16 protein-coding genes and 1 riboswitch are annotated in these 20995 nt (G+C 72.3%); of the genes, 11 read left to right on the top strand and 5 right to left on the bottom strand.

The features are described from left to right. Positions 1-66: 66 nt before the first annotated feature. The 6 genes from F4554_RS11740 (at position 67) to F4554_RS11765 (ending at position 7655) form a co-directional block, all read left to right on the top strand. A complete protein-coding gene (locus F4554_RS11740; RefSeq protein ID WP_337795980.1) occupies positions 67-1389 on the top strand; it encodes an NYN domain-containing protein in 1323 nt (440 codons plus the stop codon). A 165-nt stretch (positions 1390-1554) separates the two neighbouring features. Then, entirely contained in the window at positions 1555-1896 is a 342-nt protein-coding gene (locus F4554_RS11745) for a hypothetical protein (protein WP_179787413.1), read from the top strand. 200 nt (positions 1897-2096) lie between these two features. After that, positions 2097-2267: riboswitch (cyclic di-AMP (ydaO/yuaA leader) on the top strand. A 10-nt stretch (positions 2268-2277) separates the two neighbouring features. Further along, entirely contained in the window at positions 2278-3300 is a 1023-nt protein-coding gene (locus F4554_RS11750; protein WP_179787414.1) for a C40 family peptidase, read from the top strand. A 96-nt stretch (positions 3301-3396) separates the two neighbouring features. Beyond that, positions 3397-4803: a gluzincin family metallopeptidase gene (locus tag F4554_RS11755; protein WP_179787415.1), complete on the top strand. Its 1407-nt coding sequence runs from the start codon at positions 3397-3399 to the stop codon at positions 4801-4803. Between the two features lie 366 nt (positions 4804-5169). Then, positions 5170-6447, top strand: coding sequence for a M48 family metallopeptidase (locus tag F4554_RS11760; RefSeq protein WP_179787416.1), 1278 nt, complete (start codon positions 5170-5172; stop codon positions 6445-6447). Between the two features lie 62 nt (positions 6448-6509). Further along, a complete protein-coding gene (locus F4554_RS11765; protein WP_179787417.1) occupies positions 6510-7655 on the top strand; it encodes a glycosyltransferase in 1146 nt (381 codons plus the stop codon). A 2748-nt stretch (positions 7656-10403) separates the two neighbouring features. Here the strand turns inward: F4554_RS11765 and F4554_RS11770 are convergent. Further along, complete coding sequence (locus F4554_RS11770) at positions 10404-11108, bottom strand: UdgX family uracil-DNA binding protein (protein WP_179787418.1); 705 nt, start codon at positions 11106-11108, stop codon at positions 10404-10406. A gap of 185 nt (positions 11109-11293) precedes the next feature. Here F4554_RS11770 and F4554_RS11775 point away from each other — a divergent pair, with 185 nt between their 5' ends. The 5 genes from F4554_RS11775 (at position 11294) to F4554_RS11795 (ending at position 16967) form a co-directional block, all read left to right on the top strand. After that, the gene (locus tag F4554_RS11775) at positions 11294-12280 is read left to right on the top strand and encodes a DUF3500 domain-containing protein (RefSeq protein WP_179787419.1); all 987 of its coding nucleotides are present in this window, start codon (positions 11294-11296) and stop codon (positions 12278-12280) included. A gap of 109 nt (positions 12281-12389) precedes the next feature. Next, positions 12390-14123, top strand: a complete 1734-nt coding sequence (locus F4554_RS11780) for an ATP-binding cassette domain-containing protein (RefSeq protein WP_179787420.1) — start codon at positions 12390-12392, stop codon at positions 14121-14123. A gap of 121 nt (positions 14124-14244) precedes the next feature. Beyond that, complete coding sequence (locus F4554_RS11785; protein ID WP_179787421.1) at positions 14245-14697, top strand: SRPBCC family protein; 453 nt, start codon at positions 14245-14247, stop codon at positions 14695-14697. 192 nt (positions 14698-14889) lie between these two features. Then, positions 14890-15927, top strand: a complete 1038-nt coding sequence (locus tag F4554_RS11790; RefSeq protein ID WP_420360720.1) for an ROK family glucokinase — start codon at positions 14890-14892, stop codon at positions 15925-15927. Then, on the top strand, positions 15927-16967 hold the full coding sequence (locus F4554_RS11795; protein ID WP_179791461.1) for an ROK family glucokinase: 1041 nt from the start codon (positions 15927-15929) through the stop codon (positions 16965-16967). The genes F4554_RS11790 and F4554_RS11795 overlap by 1 nt, the downstream gene beginning before the upstream one ends. 139 nt (positions 16968-17106) lie before the next feature. Here F4554_RS11795 and F4554_RS33540 read toward each other — a convergent pair whose 3' ends face one another. The 4 genes from F4554_RS33540 to F4554_RS11815 form a co-directional block, all read right to left on the bottom strand. Then, the gene (locus F4554_RS33540) at positions 17107-17601 is read right to left on the bottom strand and encodes an HNH endonuclease signature motif containing protein (RefSeq protein WP_337795981.1); all 495 of its coding nucleotides are present in this window, start codon (positions 17599-17601) and stop codon (positions 17107-17109) included. Further along, positions 17567-18661 carry a DUF222 domain-containing protein gene (locus F4554_RS11805; RefSeq protein WP_179787423.1) on the bottom strand — a complete coding sequence of 365 codons (1095 nt, stop codon included), beginning with the start codon at positions 18659-18661 and terminating at the stop codon, positions 17567-17569. The genes F4554_RS33540 and F4554_RS11805 overlap by 35 nt, the downstream gene beginning before the upstream one ends. A 10-nt stretch (positions 18662-18671) precedes the next feature. Next, complete coding sequence (locus F4554_RS11810) at positions 18672-19877, bottom strand: ISL3 family transposase (protein WP_179787424.1); 1206 nt, start codon at positions 19875-19877, stop codon at positions 18672-18674. Between the two features lie 320 nt (positions 19878-20197). Next, positions 20198-20935 (bottom strand): UTRA domain-containing protein, encoded by a 738-nt coding sequence (locus F4554_RS11815; protein WP_179787425.1) that lies wholly within the window; start codon positions 20933-20935, stop codon positions 20198-20200. Positions 20936-20995: the final 60 nt, after the last annotated feature.

Genomic DNA, 20995 nt, shown 5'->3' on the forward strand with positions numbered 1-20995 from the left:
GTTCCGGCCGGGGGCCGCGCCGGGAGTCGGGCCCGAGTCGGCCGGTGCGCCGATACGCTCGCAGCCGTGAGCAACGGAGCAGCGGCGCCGCAGGACCCGCCCGACGACCTGGGCCGGCCGCTGCCTGAACCCGTGCGACAGCGCGTCGTCGGGATGGCCTCGGACACCCTCGGCGAGCTGACCGCCGACGAGGTGCCTTCTGCACTACGGCCGTTCGCCCGGTTCGCTCCGGGCCGGCGCGCCCGGCTGGCCGCTATCCCCATCGCGGCCGCCGTCGACGCCGACGCCGACTTCCGTGCCCGGGTGGCCGACCGCATCCGGACCCTGGTGCCCGACCTCGCCGCGGCGGTGGCCGAGGGACGCCGCCCGTCCGCGGTCGATCCGATGGACGTGGCCGCCACGGCGTACGTCCTGCGACCGCAGGGCTGGGAGAGCGTCGTCGGTGAGGTACTCGACCAGCTCGAGCGCGAGACCGCCTCGCTGGCCGGTGAGCGCGAGTCCGAGTCGCTCACCCGGTTGCGGGAGCAGGTGGCTGAGGCGCGCGCGGGAGTACGCCAGGAACGCGACCGGCGGCGGCACGAACTCGCCGCGCTCAAGGAGGAGAACGCCACCCTGCGGCGCACCCTGCGTCAGGCGCGCGAGCGTGCGCGGGTGGCGGAGGAGGAGGCGGCCCGGCAGGCGGAGCTGGCCGCCCGGGCCCGGGAGGAGGCCGCTGCCGACAGCGCCCGGGCGGACGCCGAGCTGCGCCGCCTGCGAACCCGCATCGCGGACGCGGAGGCCGCGATCGAGGTCAGCCGCCGTTCCGCACGGGAGGGCCGCGACCTGGCCAGCGTCCGGCTGCGGTTGCTGCTGGACACGTTGGTGGACGCCGCGCAGGGACTGCGCCGCGAGCTCGCACTGCCGCCCACGCAGTCACGCCCCGCCGACTCGGTGCCGGCCAGGGAGGCGGCGGCCGGTGGCCTGCCGTCCGGTCCGGAGGGTGTCATCCCGCTGGAGACGTTGCTCACCGTGCCCCAGGTCCACCTGGTCGTCGACGGCTACAACGTGACCAAGACGGCCTGGCCGACCCTTCCGCTGGAGACCCAGCGGACCCGGCTGGTGACCGCGCTCGGCGGCGTGGCCGCCCGCACCGGCGCCGAGGTGACCTGCGTCTTCGACGGGGCGAAGCTCGCCGTGCCGCCGCCACTGAACACTCCGAGAGGCGTGCGCGTCCGGTTCAGCCCGGCCGGGATCAGCGCCGACGACGTGATCCGCCAACTGGTGGCGGCCGAGCCCGAGGGGCGTCCCGTCGTGGTCGTGTCGAGCGACCGGGAGATCGCGGACGGGGTACGCCGGTCCGGCGCCCGACCGGTCGCCTCGGACGCGTTGGTTCGCCTGCTCGCGCGCTGACCGCGGTGCCGCTCCGAGGGGCTGCTCCCGGGGCGGCCCGAAAGCTGGTCCGAGGGCACTGTCGGTGGTCGTGTCTAACGTTTCCGCCAACGGCGAGGCCGGACGCGAGACAGGCGCCATCAGGTGCCGGGCGAACGGCCGCCGAGAAGACGGACGGAGGGCAGCATGCGGATCCATTGCGATCGCTGCGCGGTGCGGGAGCGTCACTGTGAGGACTGCGTGGTCGCGGTCGTTCTCGGTGGGCCACCCGCGTCGATCGAGCCCGTGGGCGTCGAGCCCGTCGGGCCCGCGCCGGCGGAGGTGGAGCCGGTCGCGGTCGACGCGGCGTGGCTGGAGGCATCGGGAGTCGCCCCGCCGGAGTTCGGCGAGGTGGGGTTCGATCTTGACGAGGCGGACCGGAAGGCCCTGCGGGTGCTGGCCGAATCCGGCCTCTGGTCACCGGACCACCCGCCATGGCTGGCCGGGGAGGAAACACCGCACCGGGGCGGTATGTCGGCCGCCCGGTGACGGTCCGGACGCGGCCGGAAGCGAGGAGTGTGGAAATCGCCACGATCGGCGGCCACCGCGTGGCGACGTGACCGGTCCCGCGGCGCCCTGTTCCCGTGGGACCCGCACGGAACGGGTCGGTCGGATTTGAAACCTCCGGGTGCGGTTCACTACAGTGCCGCCCGAAGTGTCCGTTCTGCGTAAGTCGGCCACCCGGTCGGCGCGGGCACCCGCTTAATCTCCGACGGCCAGACCGGAGGAGAGCCGGGGACCCAGGTTTCCCGGGGTGAATCGGCGGCCTCGGCGGTCACGTGGACCGGCGGGACCACCGTAGGGCGGCTTCCCGGCCCGAACCCGTCAGCTGACCCGGTAGGCGTCTGAGGAGAAGGGGCTCACCGCCCGATGTCCAACCGCCGCACCTGCCCATCCGGGCGCGCGCTGCTCGCCGTCGGCACCGCTGCTGCCGCGCTCGTCGCCGCGGTTCCTGGGGCCAGTTACGCCGAACCCCGCCGCGACATCGGCCAGGTTCGCAAGCAGGTCGACGACCTGTACCAGCAGGCCGAGAAGGCCGCCGAGCAGGCGAACGAGCTGAACGACCAGACGAAGGTCATCGACCGCCGCGTCGGAAAGCTCGACAGCGACGTTGCCCGGCAGCAGAAGCGGCTGGACTCGCTGCGTGGCCAGATCGGCCAGTTCGCCGCCGCCGAATACCGTGCGGGGTCCGTCGACAGCACGGTGCAGCTCCTGGTCGCCAAGGACCCGAAGGAATACATCGCCCAGATGAGCACCGCGCAGGCGTTCGCGGGCCAGCAGGGCGATCTCCTTCTGCAGCTGCAGTCGGAGCAGAAGCGCCTGTCCGAGCAGAAGGCGGCCCGGCAGGCGGAGCTGAACCGCCTCCGCGAGGCCCGCGACACCGCGAAGGCCCGCAAGAAGCAGGCCGATGCCAACGTCGCCGAGGCCAAGTCCGTGCTCAGCCGCCTCACCGCCGCCGAGCGGCGCCGGGTGCAGGCCCGCGAGCAGGCGGCGAGCCGGCCATCCCGCGGGCAGGAGGAGCGCATACCGCTTCCGTCCGGCAGCGGCCGGGGCGCGACCGCACTCGCGTTCGCCCGTGCCCAGCTGGGCGAGCCCTACGTCTTCGGTGCCGCGGGTCCGAGCACCTGGGACTGTTCCGGTCTGACGATGATGGCCTGGCGGCAGGCGGGGGTGTCCCTTCCGCACTCCTCCAGGGCGCAGTACGCCATGTCGGCCAAGGTGTCGCGTTCGCAGCTTCGCCCCGGTGACCTCGTGCTCTTCTACTCCGACATGCACCACATCGGGATCTACGTCGGAAACGGCATAGTCCTCCACGCTCCCCGCCCGGGCAAGAGCGTCGAATACCTCCCGATGCGCTACATGCCGTACGCCGGTGCGGTGCGACCCGGATAAGGTCCCGCACAGACCTCGGTCGGCCCAAAGCTGTTCACTCGCCGCCTCTCCTCGTTCGGCGGGATAGGCGGCGACCTTTTTCCGTACGATGCGGATGTGATCGGCGACTCTGCGCAGCGGGTGCGCCGTCGGCCCGCTCCACGCCGACGGTTCGTTGCCCGGACCCTCGCCGTCCTCGTCGTCGGCGTTCTGCTGCTGTCCGGGGTGTTCGCGTCCGCCGTGGCGGTGCTGACCGGATCGGCCGTTCCGTCCGCGGTCGGCACACTGAACTCCGGCGGATCCGCACATGCTGCCGGCGGTCTCACTCCGGCAGCCCTGCCCACGGTCGCCGCGCGGAGCGGCCACCTCGCCGCCCAGCGCGTCGCGGTGGCAGAGGAACTGCTCGCCCGCCAGGCCGCCGCGATCCGGGCGGACGACCGGCGCGCCTACCTCGCCACGGTCGACCCGCGAGCACGCTCGTACGCCGCGACCGCCGCCCGCACCTTCGACAACCTCCAGCGGATGCGGGTGCGCCAGGTGCGGTTCGGCACACCGGTCGTCGACTCGCGCGGGCTCACGCCGGCCCGGCGGGCCGCGCTCGGACCGTCCGCCTGGGTCGCCTCGGTCGAACTCTCCTTCCGGCTGCAGAGCGGTGACCCCCAGCCGTGGCAGACCACCCTGCGCATGGTGTTCGTGAACCGCGAGGGAGTCGGCTACGTCGCCGGCGACCGGGAAGGGCAGAGCCCCGGCTCGTCGCTGCCGCTGTGGCTGACCGAACGGCTCGACGTCGTCCACGGTGAGCACAGCATGGTGGCGGGATCCGGTCACCGGGACGAGCTTCGCCAATTCGCCCACACCGCCGATCTCGCCGTACGGCGGGTTTCGGAGGTGTGGGGGAGCAGCTGGGACCAGTACGTCGTCGTGCTCGTACCGCCCAGCCAGGCGCAGATGGAACGACTGATCGGGGTCGACTCGCACACCCAGAGCGCGGTGGCGGCGGTGACGACCTCGGTCGGGCGGCCGGATCCGGCCCTCGCATCGCACATCGTGGTCAACCCGCACACGTTCGACCAGATCGGCAGCCTCGGCCGGCTCGTCGTCCTCACCCACGAGGCGACCCACGTCGCTGCACACGCCACAGTGAGCGCCATGCCGGTGTGGCTGTCGGAAGGCTTCGCCGACTACGTGGGCTTCCACCGCTCCGGGCTGCCGTCGCAGGTGATCGCGCACGAGTTCCTGCGCGACGTGCACCGTCGCGGGCCGCCGAGCGCGTTGCCGGGCGGCACGGAGTTCGACCCGCGGGCCAAGGCCCTGGACGAGGCGTACGAGTCGGCGTGGACGGCGTGCCGCTACATCGCGCACCGCTGGGACCAGGCAACGCTGCTGCGGTTCTACGTCGCGATGGACGGTGCCCGGACGAAGGTCGACCAGGAACGCGTCTACCGGCGCGTCCTCGGCACCTCCTCCGACCGGTTCATCCAGGGCTGGCGTGCCTACGTGCGAGAACGCAGCGCCGACGACTGACGGCATACCGACGACCGACCGACCGACGACCGACTGGCTGACGACGGACTGGCTGACGACGGACTGGCTGACCGCTGGGTGACTGACGACGGGGTGAGGGTTGTGGCGAGACCGCGGGCCGCAGGGACGTAGCCGGCCGGGCTCGAAGCGTGCGTTGGGGGGAACGTGCGTCGACGGGGAATCGTGCGGTTGCCGGATTCCGTGCCTCGGCCGGATTCCGAACGTACACAGGAGATCGGGCGCGCCCGGGAGACCGAGCGCCACCGGACGGACGGTTGTCACCCGGAACATGGGCCGGGGCGTCGACCGAAACGTCAACCAGGGCATCCGTCCGGATGTCAACCCGGAATTGACAGGCGATCGGCGATGGTCGCTCTGGTCGCCCTGCTGGCCGGGCTCGTCGTACTGGTCCTGGTCACCACGCCATGGAGTCCGTGGGCTCGCACGAGTGCGCTGCTGCCGACCTCGACCGCGCCGCTGACCGAGGACTTCGACAAGACCGAGATCGCCAGCAGCGTGGCGTTCCAGCAGCTGATAGGTGCACCTGCGTACCTCACCGGAGCGGCCGGGGTGGTGATCTCGGCCTGGCTCGGCCTCACCAGGACCGGCGCCCGGATCGCCGGCGGCCTGCTGCCCCGCGTACGACGGTGGTGGCTTCGGGTGGTGCTGGGGACCTTCGCGGTGACGCTGGCGATCCGGATCCTGGTGCTGCCGTTCGACCTCTGGCTGGAGATCGTCCGCCGGGACAGCGGGGTGTCCACACAGAGCTTCGCCGGCTGGGCGGGGGACACAGCGATCGCCGCCGCGGTGACGTTCGTGGTCACCGCCGCGCTGATGGTCGGGATGCTGGCCCTGGTCCGGAAGTTTCCGCGCTGGTGGTGGGCTCTGGGCTCGGCGATCGGCGCGGGGATGGTGGTGGCCGGCTCGTTCGTCTATCCCGTCCTGGTCGAACCTCTCTACAACCACTTCACCCCGATGCCGCCCGGACAGCTGCGCTCGGCGCTGCTCGACCTGGCCGCCCGCGACCACGTCCCCGTCAACGATGTCCTGGTCGCCGACGAGTCCCGGCGCACCACCCGGCTGAACGCCTACGTCTCGGGGTTCGGCTCCACCCGCCGGATCGTGGTGTACGACACGCTGCTGGCCGACGCCACGCCGGACCAGGTGCGGCTGATCGTCGCGCACGAACTCGGGCACGCCAAGCACAACGACGTGTTGCGGGGGACCGTGGTGGGCGCGGTCGGCGTGGCGTCCGGGATGGTCGCGCTCGCGTTGTTGCTGGACTCCGCCCGGCTGCGCCGCCGGGCCGGTGTCAGGTCGGCCGCGGACCCACGGGTGGTGGCGCTCGTCCTCGCCCTCACCGCGATCGGCATGCAGGCCACCCTGCCGCTGCAGAACGCGATCTCCCGCCGGATCGAGGCCAGCGCGGACGTGCATGCCCTCGACCTCACCCGGGACCCGCGGGGGTACGCCGAGGTGCAGCGCTGGCTCGCGGTGTCGAACCGCAGTGACCTGACTCCCGCGCCGGTGCTGTACGTGTTCTACGCCACGCATCCGACCGCGCCGGAGCGGATCGCGCTGATCCGGTCCTGGTCGCGGCGCCAGGGCTTGCCGGCCGTTCCCGCGATGGCCACCACCGAGTGAGCGCCGAACGACAACCGAGTGTGTACCGGCCGGCGCCCGGACGCCGGATAGGGTCGGTCCCCGTGGCCCGCACTCTGGTGGTGACGAACGACTTCCCGACCCGGCAGGGAGGCATCGAGGCGTTCGTGCTCGCCCTGTGCCAGCGGATGCCGCCGGCGGAGGTGGTCGTCTACACCGCGTCGATGGCCGGTGGCAGGGAGTACGACGCGACCCTGCCGTTCCCGGTGATCCGCGACCGCACCTCGACGCTGCTGCCGACTCCGGGGCTGGCCCGGCGTACCACCCAGGTGCTGCGCTCGGAAGGCTGCGACCGGGTGCTGTTCGGGGCCGCCGCGCCGCTCGGCCTGCTCGCGCCGACGCTGCGACGGGCCGGGGCGAAGCGGATCGTGGGGCTGACCCACGGCCACGAGACGTGGTGGGCGCGGGTGCCGGGTCCGCGCGGGCTGTTCCGCCGGATCGGGCGTTCCACCGACTCGCTCACCTACCTGGGGGAGTACACCCGTTCGGTGCTGGCCCGCGGGCTCGCCCCCGAGGACGCGGCCCGGATGACCCGCCTCACTCCCGGTGTGGACACGGAGACGTTCCGGCCGGGCACCGGCGGGGAGGTGGTCCGCAAGCGGCTCGGCCTTCCCTCCGACCGGCCGGTCGTGGTGTGCGTGGCGCGACTGACCGAGCGCAAGGGCCAGGACACGCTGATCACGGCCTGGCCGCACGTGCTGCGCGAGGTGCCGGGGGCGACGCTGCTCGTCGTCGGCGACGGTCCCTACCGCACCGATCTGGAGCGGCTGGCCGACGAGACCGGCGTACGCGGGGACGTCGTCTTCGCGGGCGCGGTGCCGTGGACGGACATCCCCCCGTACTTCGACGCCGGTGACGTCTTCGCGATGCCGTGCCGCACCCGACTGGCCGGCCTGGAGCCGGAGGGGCTCGGGATCGTGTTCCTGGAGGCGCAGGCCAGCGGGCTGCCGGTGGTCGTCGGCGACTCCGGCGGTGCGCCGGACGCCGTACGCCACGGGGAGACCGGCTACGTCGTGGATCCGTACAACCCGGTCGCGGTGGCGGCGAAGGTCGTCACGCTGCTCAGGGACCCGGCCGCCGCGCGGGCGATGGGGGAGCGGGGCCGCGCGTGGGTTCGGGAGAGCTGGACGTGGGACGCGTCGGTGGCCAGGCTGCGCGGTCTGCTGGGATATCCCGACGCGGGTGCCTGACCGGGTTCGGCTCGCCGCCCGGTCGCCGCGTCGTACGGCGGCGGACCCAGGCTGCCGCTACTCCCGCGGCGATGAGCAGTGACGCGACCGTGCCGAGCGCCGCCGCGGTGCCGTACACGGGTACGCCGTAGCCGAGACAGCTGCCGAGCAGCAGCCCGGCGGCCAGGTGGGCGGCGGTCTGGGTAGCGGTGCGCGCGGGGTCGGCGGTGACCGGGCGGTCCCGGCGCGCCGGGCGGTGCCGGCGTGCACTCACGGTCGCGCCGAGCAGGACGACGGCGACGCTCACGCCGAGGACCAGGGCGGGTACGCCGGACCGGATCGGCCACCCCGGCCCCACCCGCACCGCGGCCCAGCCGGTGACGACCAGCCCGGCGACCCAGACGGCGGCACCCGAACCCACCAGGGCCGCACCCGTGAGCCGGTCCGTACTCACGATGCGGTCCGGTCCCGCCGGCCGGCTTCTCCGCGTGCCACGTCGCGACCAGCCGAGCGCGGCGGCGGCGGCGACCACGAGGAGCGCGAGCGCACCGGCGGTCTGCCCCGACCAGGGCTGTCCGTGCCTGCTCAACGCAGGCCGGTCGTCGGTGAGCGGCGCCCCGCTGTCGGTGAACGGCGTTCCGGCGGCCGAGGCCGCCTCGGCAGTGAGGGGTACGCAGGTACGGGTGGCGGAACGCGCGCCGACCACCGCCAGGATGACCCGGCCGCCGTCCGCCGGCCCCACCCGGCAGGCCGGCCGGTCGAACGCCGCCGCCAGGGTGGTGGCGATCCGGCGTGCGGCAGGCGAGTCGGTGCTGCCTTGCCTGCCTGCACGGCCTGAGCGGCTCTCGCCGCCGCCTCCGCTGCTGACGGCGGCCTGGTCGTACTCCACCGCGACCGTCCCGCCGGGTGCGAGCAGTCGCCGGGCCTGGCCGAACGCCTCGGTGGTCAGCGCGTACGACGAACCCGGCGTACCTGTACCCGGCAGGACGTCCCGGCCCACGGCGGCGGTGACGAGCACCAGGTCGTAGCGGCCGGTCGCCCGGTCGAGATAGGCGCGCGGGTCGGCCAGGTGGACGGTGACCCGCGAGTCGGCGTACGGGTGGTCGGGGTGGCGGTTCCCGGCGAGCCGGACGAGTGCCGGATCGACCTCGACCGCGTCGACGTGCTCGGCGCCGCGGCCGAGCGCGAAGGCCGTCTCGTTGCCGATCCCCGCTCCGAGCACCAGCACCCGCCGCGGGTGGCCGCCGGGCACCAGGTCGAACGCGGCCAGCCTGGCCGGCTCGTCGCGCGCCACCTCCCGGGCCTCGCGCATGTCCGGCAGCCGGACGCCGTTGTGCACCGCCGAGGTCACGTTGGCAAGCGAGGTGCGTTCGGTGACCTTGCCGTACGCCGACCAGGTGGTGCCGGCCGCCATCGCCTGCCCGCCCAGCACCAGCGGCGGCACCGCGAGCACTCCCACGAGGACGACCGGAACCGCCGGGCGCGCCCAGGTGACGGCCGAGGCGAGGGCGAGGAGCAGTGCCCAGCCCACCGGCGGGGTAGCCGCCGAGGACAGTGCCGCGTCGGCGCCGAACCCGAGCAGGCCGCCCAGGCCGAGAACGACCAGGACGCCCGCACCGGTGAGTCGTCCGCGCTGACGGAGGGCTTCGCCGTGCAGTTCTGCGTGACCGGCGGCGGTGATCGCGGCGACCAGGGCGAGAAGGGGTACGGCGACCCGGACCGGCGGCGACGGGAGTACCGGCCACGCGGTGAGGAGGACAACCAGGACCGCGAACCCGACCGGCCCGTACGCGCCCGAAGACAGCGGACCGGGCTGTCGTCCGGACTGCCGGTCGGACCGTCGAGCCGACCGGGCGAACCCGGCCACCGCTCCGAGCAGGCAGGCGGCGCCCACCGCGGTCGGCAGGCGTTCCAGGGTCAGGCCGGACGTGCCGACCCAGCGGGGGAGCCAGACCAGCAACAGGGTGAGCTGGGCACCGGTGAGGACGATGCGTACGCCGCCGCCTCTCATCGGTCCCTCCGCCTCCTCGCCCCCGCCCGGCCGGCGTCCGCGCGATCGGCACGGCCTCCGCCCCGCCCGGCGCGGAGACGAATGTATCCGCACGGCCGGCCGACGGAACCAGGTCGAGGGAACCGGGTTCGCGGCGGCATCACTTCGCGGCATCACTGTGCGGCATCGTGTCGCGGCGCCGGGGTGATGGCGCCCGAGGTGACGGGACCGAGCCGGTAGCGTGCCGACGACGTAGGAACTCCCGCGGAGGTGGGCCGATGCCCCTGGTGGACCTGGCCGACGACACGTTCGTAGTGGCCGAACCGGCGCGGCTGGCGCGGCGGCTGACCGCTCCGGAGTTCTGGCGTGCCTGCTGGCCGTCGGTGCGGCTCGAGCCGTACCACGACCGAGGTGCCGAGGGCGCGCGGTGGTACGTCCGGGGCGAGTTCACCGGCACCGCCGAACTCTGGCTGGAGCCCTGTCGGGACGGCACTGTCGTGCACGTGTTCCTGCGCGCCGATCCGGCGCGCGGGCCGTTGGCCGGGCGGCGGCTGGCGCGGGTGCGGCGGGAGTTCGCCGTGGCGGTGAAGTCGGCGATGTTCGCGGTCAAGGACGAGATGGAGGCGGAGCGGACGGTGGGGGTCGGTTCGCAGCCGCTGCCCGGACCGGCCGAGCACGCGGCCGAACCCGAGCCGGCGATCGAGCCCGAACCCGAGCCGGCGATCGAGCCCGAACCCGAGCCGACGGTCCACTCCGAGTCGCCGGCTGAACAGGCGCGGTCAGCCGAGCTCGCGGGCGACGACCCGCAGGTCGTCGACGAGCCCGACGTACATGTCGTCACGGTCGTGGGCGCGCAGGACCGCCGACGGGTGGATCGTCGCGACGACGGCCGGCCCGGACCTCGCTGAGGAATTGTCCGCGGGGCTCTCGCGGTCGTCGGTGGTTGCCAGGTCCGCCAGGCCCGCCAGGTCCGCGGGCGGCGGCAGCACCTGTCCGCGTTGTCGGCTCACCCGGAACTCCGGACCGAACACCGCCTTCGCGGCCGTCGCGCCGAGGCAGACCAGCACCGGTGGGCGTACGGCGGCGAGTTCGGCAACCAGCCACGGCCTGCACGCGACGATCTCGGTACGCCCGGGGGTCTTGTGCAACCTCCGCTTGTCCCGCTCGGCGGGGATGAACTTGAAGTGCTTCACCGCGTTCGTGACGTACGCGTGCCGCCGGTCGAGGTCGGCGTCGGCGAGCGCGCGTTCGAGCACGCCACCCGCCGGACCGACGAACGGCTCGCCCTGGCGGTCCTCGACGTCACCTGGCTGCTCACCGACCAGCATCACCCTCGCGCGCGGGTCGCCGGCGCCGAACACCGTCTGGGTGGCGTCGCGATACAGGTCGCAGCCCTGGCAGGTCTGCGCCGCGGCACGCAACTCGGCCACGTCGGTGGAGTCGGGAACGTGGTCGGCGGCGGTGCGGACCGTACGGCGGGCCATCCGGGTGGACTACCCGTCCCGGCGCCGGCCAAGCGTGCGGGCCCGTCGCGCCCGAACCCCGGCCAGCCGCCACCGAACGCGACCCTGCCCGGCCGATGCGGGACAGCGTGCCCGAGCGGGCCGGGGTCTGTCGGTGGGCACGGCTAGCCTGACTCGGGTTGCTGGTCGGCGAAAGTGGAGGACAGATGCCCGCATCCCAGGCAGGTACGACGGCACGGATGGTCACGGCGGCGACAGCCTTCCTGTCCGCGCTGACACCGGACCAGCGGGCGGCCGCCACCGCTCCGTTCGACACCGACGACCACCGGACGTGGACCTACCTGCCCGGTCCGCGGCCGGGGCTCGCCCTGGCGGACATGTCCGAGGAGCAGCGCGGCCTGGCGGCCGCACTGCTGGCGACCGGCCTGAGCGACGAGGGCAGCGGCCGGGCGAAGGCGATCATGACGCTGGACGGCATCCTGCGCGACATCGAACGCGAGGCCGGTTCGGAGATGTGGAAGCAGCGCAACTCCGGGTTCTTCTGGGTCCGCGTCCTCGGCGACCCGGCCGGCTCCCGGCCCTGGGCGTGGCGGGTCAACGGCCACCACCTGGGCATCCACTTCGCCGTGGTCGGTGACCAGGTGGCGGCGACTCCGCAGTTCTTCGGCGCCAACCCGGCCATGGTGCTGTCCGGGCCACACACCGGGCTGCGCACACTTCCCGAGTCTGAGGACCTCGGCCGGGCTCTGCTGGCCTCCCTCGATCCCGACCGGCAGGCGCGGGCCGTGGTCGACGCGGAGGCGCCCGACGACATCCTCACCCGCCGTGACCCGGTGGCCGACGCCGGTCGGCTTCCCCGCGGGCTGGCGTACGCCGACATGACCGACCCACAGCGCGGGCACCTCGAGACGTTGGTCCGGCACTACCTCGGCCGGTCGGCCCCGGAGGTGGCCGAGGCGTCCTGGCACGACCTGGAGAAGGCCGGCCTGGAGCGGGTCACTTTCAGCTGGGCGGGTTCGCTGCGGCCGGGCGTCGGCGAGCGGCACTACTACGCCGTGGCCGGCCCGACGTTCGTGCTGGAGTACGACAACACCCAGAACGACGCCAACCACGTCCACACTGTGTGGCGCGACCTGCGCAACGACTGGGGCGAGGACCTGCTGGCCACGCACTACGCCCAGCAGCACCGCTGAGCCGAGTCAGCGACACCGCTGAGCACTGAGCTGACGCCGGCCGGCACCGGCCGACGCCGGGCTGTTAATGGTTCGCGACCGGAACGGCTCGCCAGCACACTGGGCTGACATGGGCCATGTCGACGTGGTGAACGTCCGCTACCAACTGCCCGACGGGCGGCCGCTGCTGACCGACGTGAGTTTCCGCGTCGGCGAGGGAGCGAAGGTCGCCCTGGTCGGAGCGAACGGTTCGGGCAAGACCACCTTGCTCGGCATCGTCGCCGGTGACCTCGAACCCGCCGCCGGTGCGGTGTCCCGCAGCGGCGGCCTCGGGGTGATGCGCCAGTTCGTCGGCACGGGACGGGGCACGGAGACCGTGCGGGACCTGTTGCTGTCGGTGGCCCAGCCGCGGATCCGGGCCGCGGCGGCCAGGCTGGAGCGCGCGGAGCTCGCCATGATGGACCGCGACGACGAGCCGACCCAGGTGGCCTACGCCGCCGCCCTCGCGGAGTGGGCCGACGCCGGAGGGTACGACGCCGAGGTGGTGTGGGACATCTGCTGCACCGAGGCGTTCGGGCTGCCCTACGACCGGGCGTCCTGGCGGCCGGTCACCACCTTGTCCGGCGGCGAGCAGAAGCGGTTGGTGCTCCAGGCCCTCCTGCGTGGACCCGATCAGGTGCTGGTGCTGGACGAGCCGGACAACTACCTCGACGTACCCAGCAAGCGCTGGCTGGAGGGCCGGTTGCGGGAGACCGGCAAGACGGTGCTGTTCGTCTCCCACGACCGCGAACTGCTGGCGGCGACCGCCGAGCGGATCGTCACCTTGGAAGGCGGCCGGGACGGCAACTCCGCCTGGGTTCACGGCGGGGGGTTCCGTTCGTATCACGAGGCTCGCCTGGACCGGCATGCCCGGTTCGACGAGCTCCGGCGCAGGTGGGACGAGGACCGGGCGAAGCTGCAGACCCTGGTCGACACGCTCCGCGCGGCCAAGTCACCCAAGACGCAGGCGGCAGTGAGCAGGCTGGCGCGGTTCGACGCCGCCGGACCCCCGCCCGCCCCGCCACGCCGCCAGGACATCCGGATGCGGCTCACCGGCGGGCGTACCGGCGTTCGTGCGCTGACCTGTGAACGCCTGGCGCTGTCCGGCCTCACGTCGGCGTTCGACCTGGAGGTGTTCTACGGCGAACGGCTAGCGGTGCTCGGCGCCAACGGCACGGGCAAGTCGCACTTCCTGCGGCTGCTCGCCGGGTGGCCACGTGAGGACGCGGTCGCGCACGAGGGAAGCTGGAAGCTCGGCGCCCGGGTCGTACCCGGCCACTTCTCCCAGACCCACGAGCGACCGGACCTGACCGGCCGCACTTTGCTGGAGATCCTCTGGGAGGACCACGCGGTCGCGCTCGCGGCGGCCGCACCCGCGCTGAACCGCTACGAGCTGACCGCGGCCAGGGACCAGCGGTTCGAGACCCTGTCCGGTGGTCAGCAGGCGAGGTTCCAGATCCTGCTTCTGGAGTTCGGGATCCGCCGCGAGGGCGCGCGTACAACCGGGCCCGTGTCCGCGCGGTCGTCCGCGGGTACGTCAGGGGGTGCCCCGGCGGCCACTCCCGCGGGCATGGTCAGGGGCAGGCCAGGGGACCCGCCGGTGGGCACCGACCGCGCGGCCGCCACGATGCTGCTGCTCGACGAGCCGACCGACAACCTCGACGTGGCCTCGGCGGAGGCGCTGGAGTCGGCGATCGGCTCCTTCGGCGGCACGGTGGTCGCGGTGACCCACGACCGGTGGTTCGCCAGGTCGTTCGACCGGTTCGTCGTGTTCTCCGCCGACGGCACGGTCACCGAGGTGCCCGAGCCGGTCTGGGATCATTGACCGAACGCCCGGTCGCGTGGCCGGTTGAGCCCTGCCGGGGCGGGTGCCGGGACCCGGCACCCGCTTTTCGATAACCTGCCAAGGCGGGGACACGTAGCGTTCAGGCGGAGGGCAGGACACAGTGGCAGAGCAGACGAGCTCGAGCGTCACCATCGCGGCGGAGCCGGCGCAGATCATGTCCGTCATCGCCGACTTCGAGTCCTATCCGAGCTGGGCGGCGGCGGTGAAGGAGGCGGAGGTCCTCTCCGTCGACGACCGGAGTGGCCGGCCGGAGCGGGTCCGCTTCGTCCTGAACGCCGGCGCGATCAAGGACGAGTACACCCTCGGCTACACCTGGGACGCCGACCGCGAGGTGCGGTGGACCCTGGTGGAGGGCAAGGTCGTCAAGGCGATGGACGGCGCCTACACCCTGCGCGACAAGGGCCGCGGCAACACGGAGGTCACCTATCGGCTGGCCGTCGACGTCACGTTCCCGATGATCGGCCTGATCAAGCGCAAGGCGGAGAAGGTCATCATCGACACCGCGCTGAAGGAGCTGAAGAAGAAGGTCGAGCAGGGCCAGGACCCACTCTGAGGTAGGTCCGGGCCGTTCCGGTGGCCCGGCCCGCGGTAGGCCGACCGGTGACATCGACGGGTTCGGTGCGTGCGTGACCCGATAACCTCTGCCGGAAGCTCGGGTCCGCTCCTGGTGCCCCGGCCACCCGACGGACCTGCCCGGGAGCATCGCTTCGGCATCAGCAACAGACGGTGAGAGGGGCACACTGGCGTGAGTGACGTGCGCGAGGCCGGTCAGGACAGTCCGGCGAACACGCCGACGGTGGCGAAGGCCGCTTCCGGCGTCGAAGGCTCGTCCGGGCTGACCATCGGAGTGGACGTCGGCGGCACCAAGATCGCCGCCGGGCTGGTCGACGGCACCGGAAAGATCGTCGCCGAAGGTCGCCGGGAGACCCCCGCCACGAGTCCGCCCGAGATCGTCGCCGCGATCGTCGAGGTCGTGAAGGAGCTCCGGAGCCGTGCGGAGGGCCGCGAGGTCGAGGCGATCGGGGTCGGCGCCGCCGGCTTCGTCGACGCCAGCCGCTCCGAGGTGCTGTTCGCGCCCAACCTCGCGTGGCGCAAGGAGCCGTTGAAGGAGGCCGTGCAGGCCCGCACCTCCCTGCCCACCGTGGTGGAGAACGACGCGAACGCCGCCGCCTGGGCGGAGTTCCAGTTCGGCGGTGGACACGACGTCGACGACATGATCCTGCTCACCGTCGGCACCGGGCTCGGCGGCGGGCTCGTCCTCAGCGGCGAGCTCTATCGCGGTGCGTTCGGCGTCGGCGGCGAGGTCGGCCACTTCCGGGTCGTTCCCAACGGCCACCTGTGTGGTTGCGGCAACCGTGGCTGCTGGGAGCAGTACGCCAGCGGTCGCGCTCTGGTGCGGGAGGCCCGCGACTTCGCCCGGTCCAGCCCGTCCCAGGCCGACGCGCTGCTCGAGCTCGCCGGCGGCAAGGCCGACCGCATCGAGGGCCCGATGGTGACCAAGGCCGCGGCAGCCGGGGACACCGCGGCGACCGAACTCGTCCAGGACCTCGGCCGCTGGCTCGGTGAGGGCATCGCCACCCTGGCGGCCGTCCTCGACCCGGCCGTCGTGGTCATCGGCGGTGGCGTCTCCGAGGCGGCCGACCTGCTGCTGGAGCCCGCCCGCAACGGCTTCTGGCGGCAACTCACCGCGCGCGGCCACCGGCCGACCCTGGAGATCCGCCCCGCGGTGCTCGGGAACGAGGCCGGCATCATCGGCGCGGCCGACCTCGCCCGGCGGCGATGATGGCGTTCATCCAGGCGCTGACCGTCGGGGTCGACATCGGCGGGACCAAGGTCGCCGCCGGGGTGGTCGACCCGGAGGGCAACATCCTCGAACGCGTCCGGCGGGACACGCCGTCGACCAGCCCGCAGGCCACCGAGGACACCATCGCCGACGTGGTGGCGGAGTTGCGGAGCCGGTACGAGGTGACCGCCGTCGGCATCGGCGCCGCCGGCTGGATCGACGTGACCGGTGCCTCGGTGCTCTTCTCGCCCCACCTGGCGTGGCGGCACGAACCCCTGCGTGACGCGGTACGCCGCCGGGTCCGGCTGCCGGTGATCATCGAGAACGACGCGAACGCCGCCGCCTGGGCGGAGTGGCGGTTCGGCGCCGGCCAGGGGGAGAGCCACCTGGTCTGCGTGACGCTCGGCACCGGCATCGGCGGCGCGGTGGTGACCGACGGCGTGATGCTGCGCGGGAAGTACGGCGTGGCGGGGGAGTTCGGCCACATGACGATCGTTCCCGGCGGACACCGGTGCGAGTGCGGCAACCGCGGCTGCTGGGAGCAGTACGCCAGCGGCAACTCCCTGGTCCGCGAGGCCCGCGAACTCGCGGCGTCCGGCTCACCGGTGGCGCAGAACCTCCTCGACCGGGTGGGCGGTGACCCGTTGCGGATCACCGGGCCGTCGGTGACCGAGGCGGCCAAGGACGGTGATCCGGTGGCGGTCGAGCTACTGGAGGAGGTCGGCCGCTGGCTCGGAGTGGGGCTGGCCAACCTCGCCGCTGCGTTCGACCCCGGCACGTTCGTGGTCGGCGGCGGAGTGTCCGAGGCCGGCGACCTCTTCCTGGCACCGGCGCGGGACACGTTCAAGCGGTCGCTGACCGGGCGTGGCTTCCGCCCGGAGGCGCAGATCCAGCGCGCGGCTCTGGGCAACGAGGCCGGGCTGGTCGGGGCCGCCGACCTGGCCCGGGAGAACATCCGGCTGTTCCGCCGGCGCCGTCGTCGCCGCCGCCCCGCGAGTGAGCGACTGCGCGAACGCGTCGACAGGCTGGCCGACATCTAGGACGCGGCGTCCAGGAGCCAGTCGTAATCGGGGGCGGATTTCCCTGTGTACGCGGGGAATCCGCGGCCGCGCGGACCCTTCGATCAGTGCTCGACCAGCGCTCGGTCTGGGTGAGACGTACTCCACCGCGCCGGCCCTCTCAGGGGCGGAGGATTCGTCGTTGCGGGTCGGTCCATTCGGGGGGTACGTATTCGGGGTGGCCGTGGGTGCCCATGCGGACGTGCCAGCCTTTGTGGTGGACGGTGGTGTGGTGGTAGCGGCAGAGCAGCACCCCGTTGGCGAGGTCTGTGGGTCCGCCATCGTCCCAGGCGGTCATGTGGTGCGTAATACAGCGCGGTTCTGGAATCTGGCAGCCGGGGAAGTGGCAGTGGCTCCCGTCGCGGATCGCCAGCGCACGCCGTTGATGTTCTTGGAAGAACCGGTCCGAACGGCCCAGGTCGAGGACTTGCCCGTCTCCGCCGAGGACGACGGGGATGAGGTCGGCCTCGCACGCCAACCTGCGCACGGTCGTGGCGGAGATGGGTTTGCCGTCGGTGCCGAGGTAGCGGGCTGACCCGCCGCCTCCGCACTTTGGGCAGCCGTCGTGGGGGTCGATGGGGTCAGTGGGATCGATGGCAGCCCCAAGCCCCGCCACACCCTCCTCGGGTTGAGCGTCGTCCTCCGGGTCCGTTCCGGTACGGGGTTCGGGGTCGGTGTTCGGATGTGGGTGCTGCCCGGGTGATCGCGGTGGGGGTATCCCGTCCGCGAGTGAGCCGGTGCCGGGTGATCGCCGTTTCGATGGTTGCGGTGTCGTCGATGGTTCCGGCACCGGTGCCCTTCAGCATCGCCTCCAGCGGGATGGTGACGGCGACCTGTGGTGGTCTGCCGCCGCGGACGGGTGCGGTCGCGGCGGCGGCGAGCAGGCCGAGGGCTTCGGCGAACGCGTCACCGCGGCGCTGGTCGATCGGCCGCCGGTCCGGCTCGGCACCCTTGACGGGTTCGGCGAGGGGTTCGATGATTTTGCGGAGCAGTTCCATCTCCCACGCCGGCAGGGTGATGTGCACCGACTCCGACTGCGGGATCCCGTTGGGCACATACCGAAGCGACCGTTTCTGCTCGGCCTTTCGGTCCTTGCGTTCCAGCTCCTCCCGCATCCGCCGGTCGTACTCCTCCGGCGCGATCCGTTCCAGCAGTTTCTCGCCCAGCACCCGTAGCTCGTCAGGGTTCGCGAACCGGGCCGTCTCGATCAGGAACTCCTCGGCCCGGTGGCGTTCGTCCAGGCCCACATACTCGGGCAGCTTCTTGATCGCGTCGGCGATCACCTGCGCCTGCCGCACCGACACCACACCAGCAGCGAGAGCCTCCCCGGTCAACCGCGCCTCATTGTCCAGGTCACGGGCCAGGCCGACGGCCGCGGAGGACTCGTGCTGACTCATCCGCTGAGCCGTCCGCAGATACACCGTCGCGTTCGGTGCACCGGTCAACTTGCCGATGTCACAGGCCTCGGCCTGACGCACCAACGCCAACTCCAACGCTTCGAGGCGGGCCTTCCTCGCCCGCACCTGCGCGATCAGCGAACCAACCTCGCCAGCATCCAGGGAGCCCTTCGGCGTCACCCACGCTGAGTCGAGAGCCGGGTCCAACAGGTCGAGCGCAGCCCAAACCCGACCAGCGGCACCACCACCAGTCGAAGAACCCCAGTCACTCGAAGACATGACCCTCTCCTCAGGTTTGTGTGGGGAGGTTGAGGGTGATGCCGCCGAGGCAGAGGTAGATCATGGCGGTGAGGGAGTCTGGGCCTGGGTGTCCGTAGCCGCGGCGTTGGATGACGCGGATTTTGCTGTTGATGCCTTCTGCTCGTGAGTTGGACAGGCCGAGTTCGACGGCTGCGACGGTTTGGTGGAAGTACTTGGTCAGGCGGGTGGCCAGTTGTTGCATCGCGGGGATCTTGGAGCGTATCGCGCGGGTGATCCACCTTCTGAGGTAGCGGCGGGCCTGTTCGGGTGGGATGCGGTAGAGGTCTCGTAGTTGTTCTTTGAGGGTCCAGGCCCGGAAGAGCTGGTAGTTGTGGCGGCGCAGGGCGTTGATCAGGGCGCGGCGTTCGTCGGTGAGGTTCTCAGCGCCAGAGCGCAGCGCTGTCTTCAGCCGCCGCCACGCCTTGGCGGGGGCGTTGACCTGCGCCACGGTGGCCGGCCCTGACCGCTTGGCCGGGGTGGCCGGGGTGGGTGGGACGGCTGGGTTGGCCTGGCGGGCTTTGTCGAGGGCTTCGTTGGCCCATTTGATGACGTGGAAGGGGTCCAGACACACCGTGGCCTGGGGCGCGTTGTCCGCCGCGACGGGCATGTAGATCGGGGAGCCGTCCATGGTGATCGCGGCCAGTTGTTCGCTGCGGTCAGGGCCCAGGGCGGTGAAGAAGTCTTCGAAGGCTTTGCGGGTGCGGTCCTTGGCCACCCACACCACGCGGCCGGTGTCGTGGTCACAGACGATGGTCAGGTAGTGGTGGCCGCGTTTGTAGGAGATCTCGTCCACCCCGATCCGATACAGCCCGTCCAGCCGGTCGGTGGGCAGGTGGTCGGCCACCAGCATTCTCACCGCCCGGTCCACCGCTTCCCACGAACACCGCAGCAGCCGGGCCACGCTCGTCTTGTCCATACGCTGGGCCAGCCAGCCGATCACGTCCTGGAAGTCGCGGGTGTGCCGGGCACCGGGCCGCGCCCACGGCACTGTCTCGGTGCGGATCCCACACGCCGGGCAGGTGATCCGGGCGATGTCGGCTTCCATCCACACCTTGGTGGACCCGAAGTCCAGGTGGCGCCAGCGGCGGCGGGACAGGTCATAGCGGGCCCGGGTCGAGTCCCCGCACTCACACCGGTAGCGGCGGCCCCGCCGGCGGCGAAGACCAAGAACGAGACCGTCGGTGGACAACTCCACCGAGCACACCGATGCCCCGGGCAGACCCAGAATGCGGTTGAATACCGTGGTGACGCGCACGTGCGTTGCTCCAGACGGTTAAGGATTCGACACCCAGAACCTAAGGGCAACCACGTGCGCGTCTTCTCATACCCCGCACCGCACCCCACACGCCAACCCAGCCACACCAACCACCCCTCCCGGCCCGGTCACAAACCCACACCAAGCCGAGGAGAGGGAGACATGATCGAATGCTATCGGCCACTACCGACAACCTCCTTGTTCACAAGGGGTAGTCGACACGAGGGGCGGCGAACGGCGGGCTTTCGCCCGGCGCTCGATCAGCGCTCGATCAGGGTGAGCTCGAACGCATACCGCGCGGCCCGATAGACGTGTGAGCCGTACTCCACCGCCCGGCCCACGTCGTCGTACGCGGTCCGGGTCATGGTGAGCAGAGCGGCGCCCTTGTTCTCGTGCAGGTCCTTCGCCTGTGCGGCCGAGGCGGCGCACGCCCCGATCGTCTGCCGGGCTACGCGGAGCTGGATGCCCGCGCCCCGAAGTACGGCGTACAGCCCGTTCGCCTGCAACTGCTCGGCGGTCACCTCGACCAGCCCGGGCGGGAGATAGTTGGTCATCAGGGCCAGCGGCTCGTCCTGGGCGTACCGCAGCCGGCGGATCCGCAGCACCTCCGCCTCGGCGGGCAGGCCCAGCGCAGCCGCCACGTCCTCCGGCGCCGGGCACAGTCGCAGGTCGCGCACCACCGTCGTGGGGTGCTGGCCGGCGCGGGCCAGGTCGTCGTACAGGCTGGAGAGTTCGATCGACCGGCGTACCTGGGACTGGACCACCTGGGTGCCGACACCGCGCTTGCGGACCAGCAGCCCCTTGTCCACGAGGTACTGGATGGCCTGCCGCATCGTCGGCCGGGACAGCGACAACTGGTCGGCCAGGACGATCTCGTTCGGCAGTTTGGCGCCCGGTGCGAGCCGGCCGGCGACGATCTCCCGCTCGATCTGCTCGGCCACCTGGAAGTACAGCGGCACCGGGCTGCGCCGGTCCACCGTCACCGCGAGTGGCGTCACGCTCGCTCCTAGGCTGGGTCGCTGAGGCTGGAATTACTGAGGCTGGACCTGCTGGTCGGG

The organism is Actinopolymorpha rutila (assembly GCF_013407855.1).
Classification (GTDB): domain Bacteria; phylum Actinomycetota; class Actinomycetes; order Propionibacteriales; family Actinopolymorphaceae; genus Actinopolymorpha; species Actinopolymorpha rutila.

Coding starts and splice junctions, on each gene's coding strand:
- F4554_RS11745 (WP_179787413.1), top strand. CDS start 1,555: ATGCGGATCCATTGCGATCGCTGCGCGGTGCGGGAGCGTCACTGTGAG.
- F4554_RS11750 (WP_179787414.1), top strand. CDS start 2,278: ATGTCCAACCGCCGCACCTGCCCATCCGGGCGCGCGCTGCTCGCCGTC.
- F4554_RS11760 (WP_179787416.1), top strand. CDS start 5,170: ATGGTCGCTCTGGTCGCCCTGCTGGCCGGGCTCGTCGTACTGGTCCTG.
- F4554_RS11770 (WP_179787418.1), bottom strand. CDS start 11,108: ATGGCCCGCCGTACGGTCCGCACCGCCGCCGACCACGTTCCCGACTCC.
- F4554_RS11775 (WP_179787419.1), top strand. CDS start 11,294: ATGCCCGCATCCCAGGCAGGTACGACGGCACGGATGGTCACGGCGGCG.
- F4554_RS11780 (WP_179787420.1), top strand. CDS start 12,390: ATGGGCCATGTCGACGTGGTGAACGTCCGCTACCAACTGCCCGACGGG.
- F4554_RS11795 (WP_179791461.1), top strand. CDS start 15,927: ATGGCGTTCATCCAGGCGCTGACCGTCGGGGTCGACATCGGCGGGACC.
- F4554_RS11805 (WP_179787423.1), bottom strand. CDS start 18,661: ATGTCTTCGAGTGACTGGGGTTCTTCGACTGGTGGTGGTGCCGCTGGT.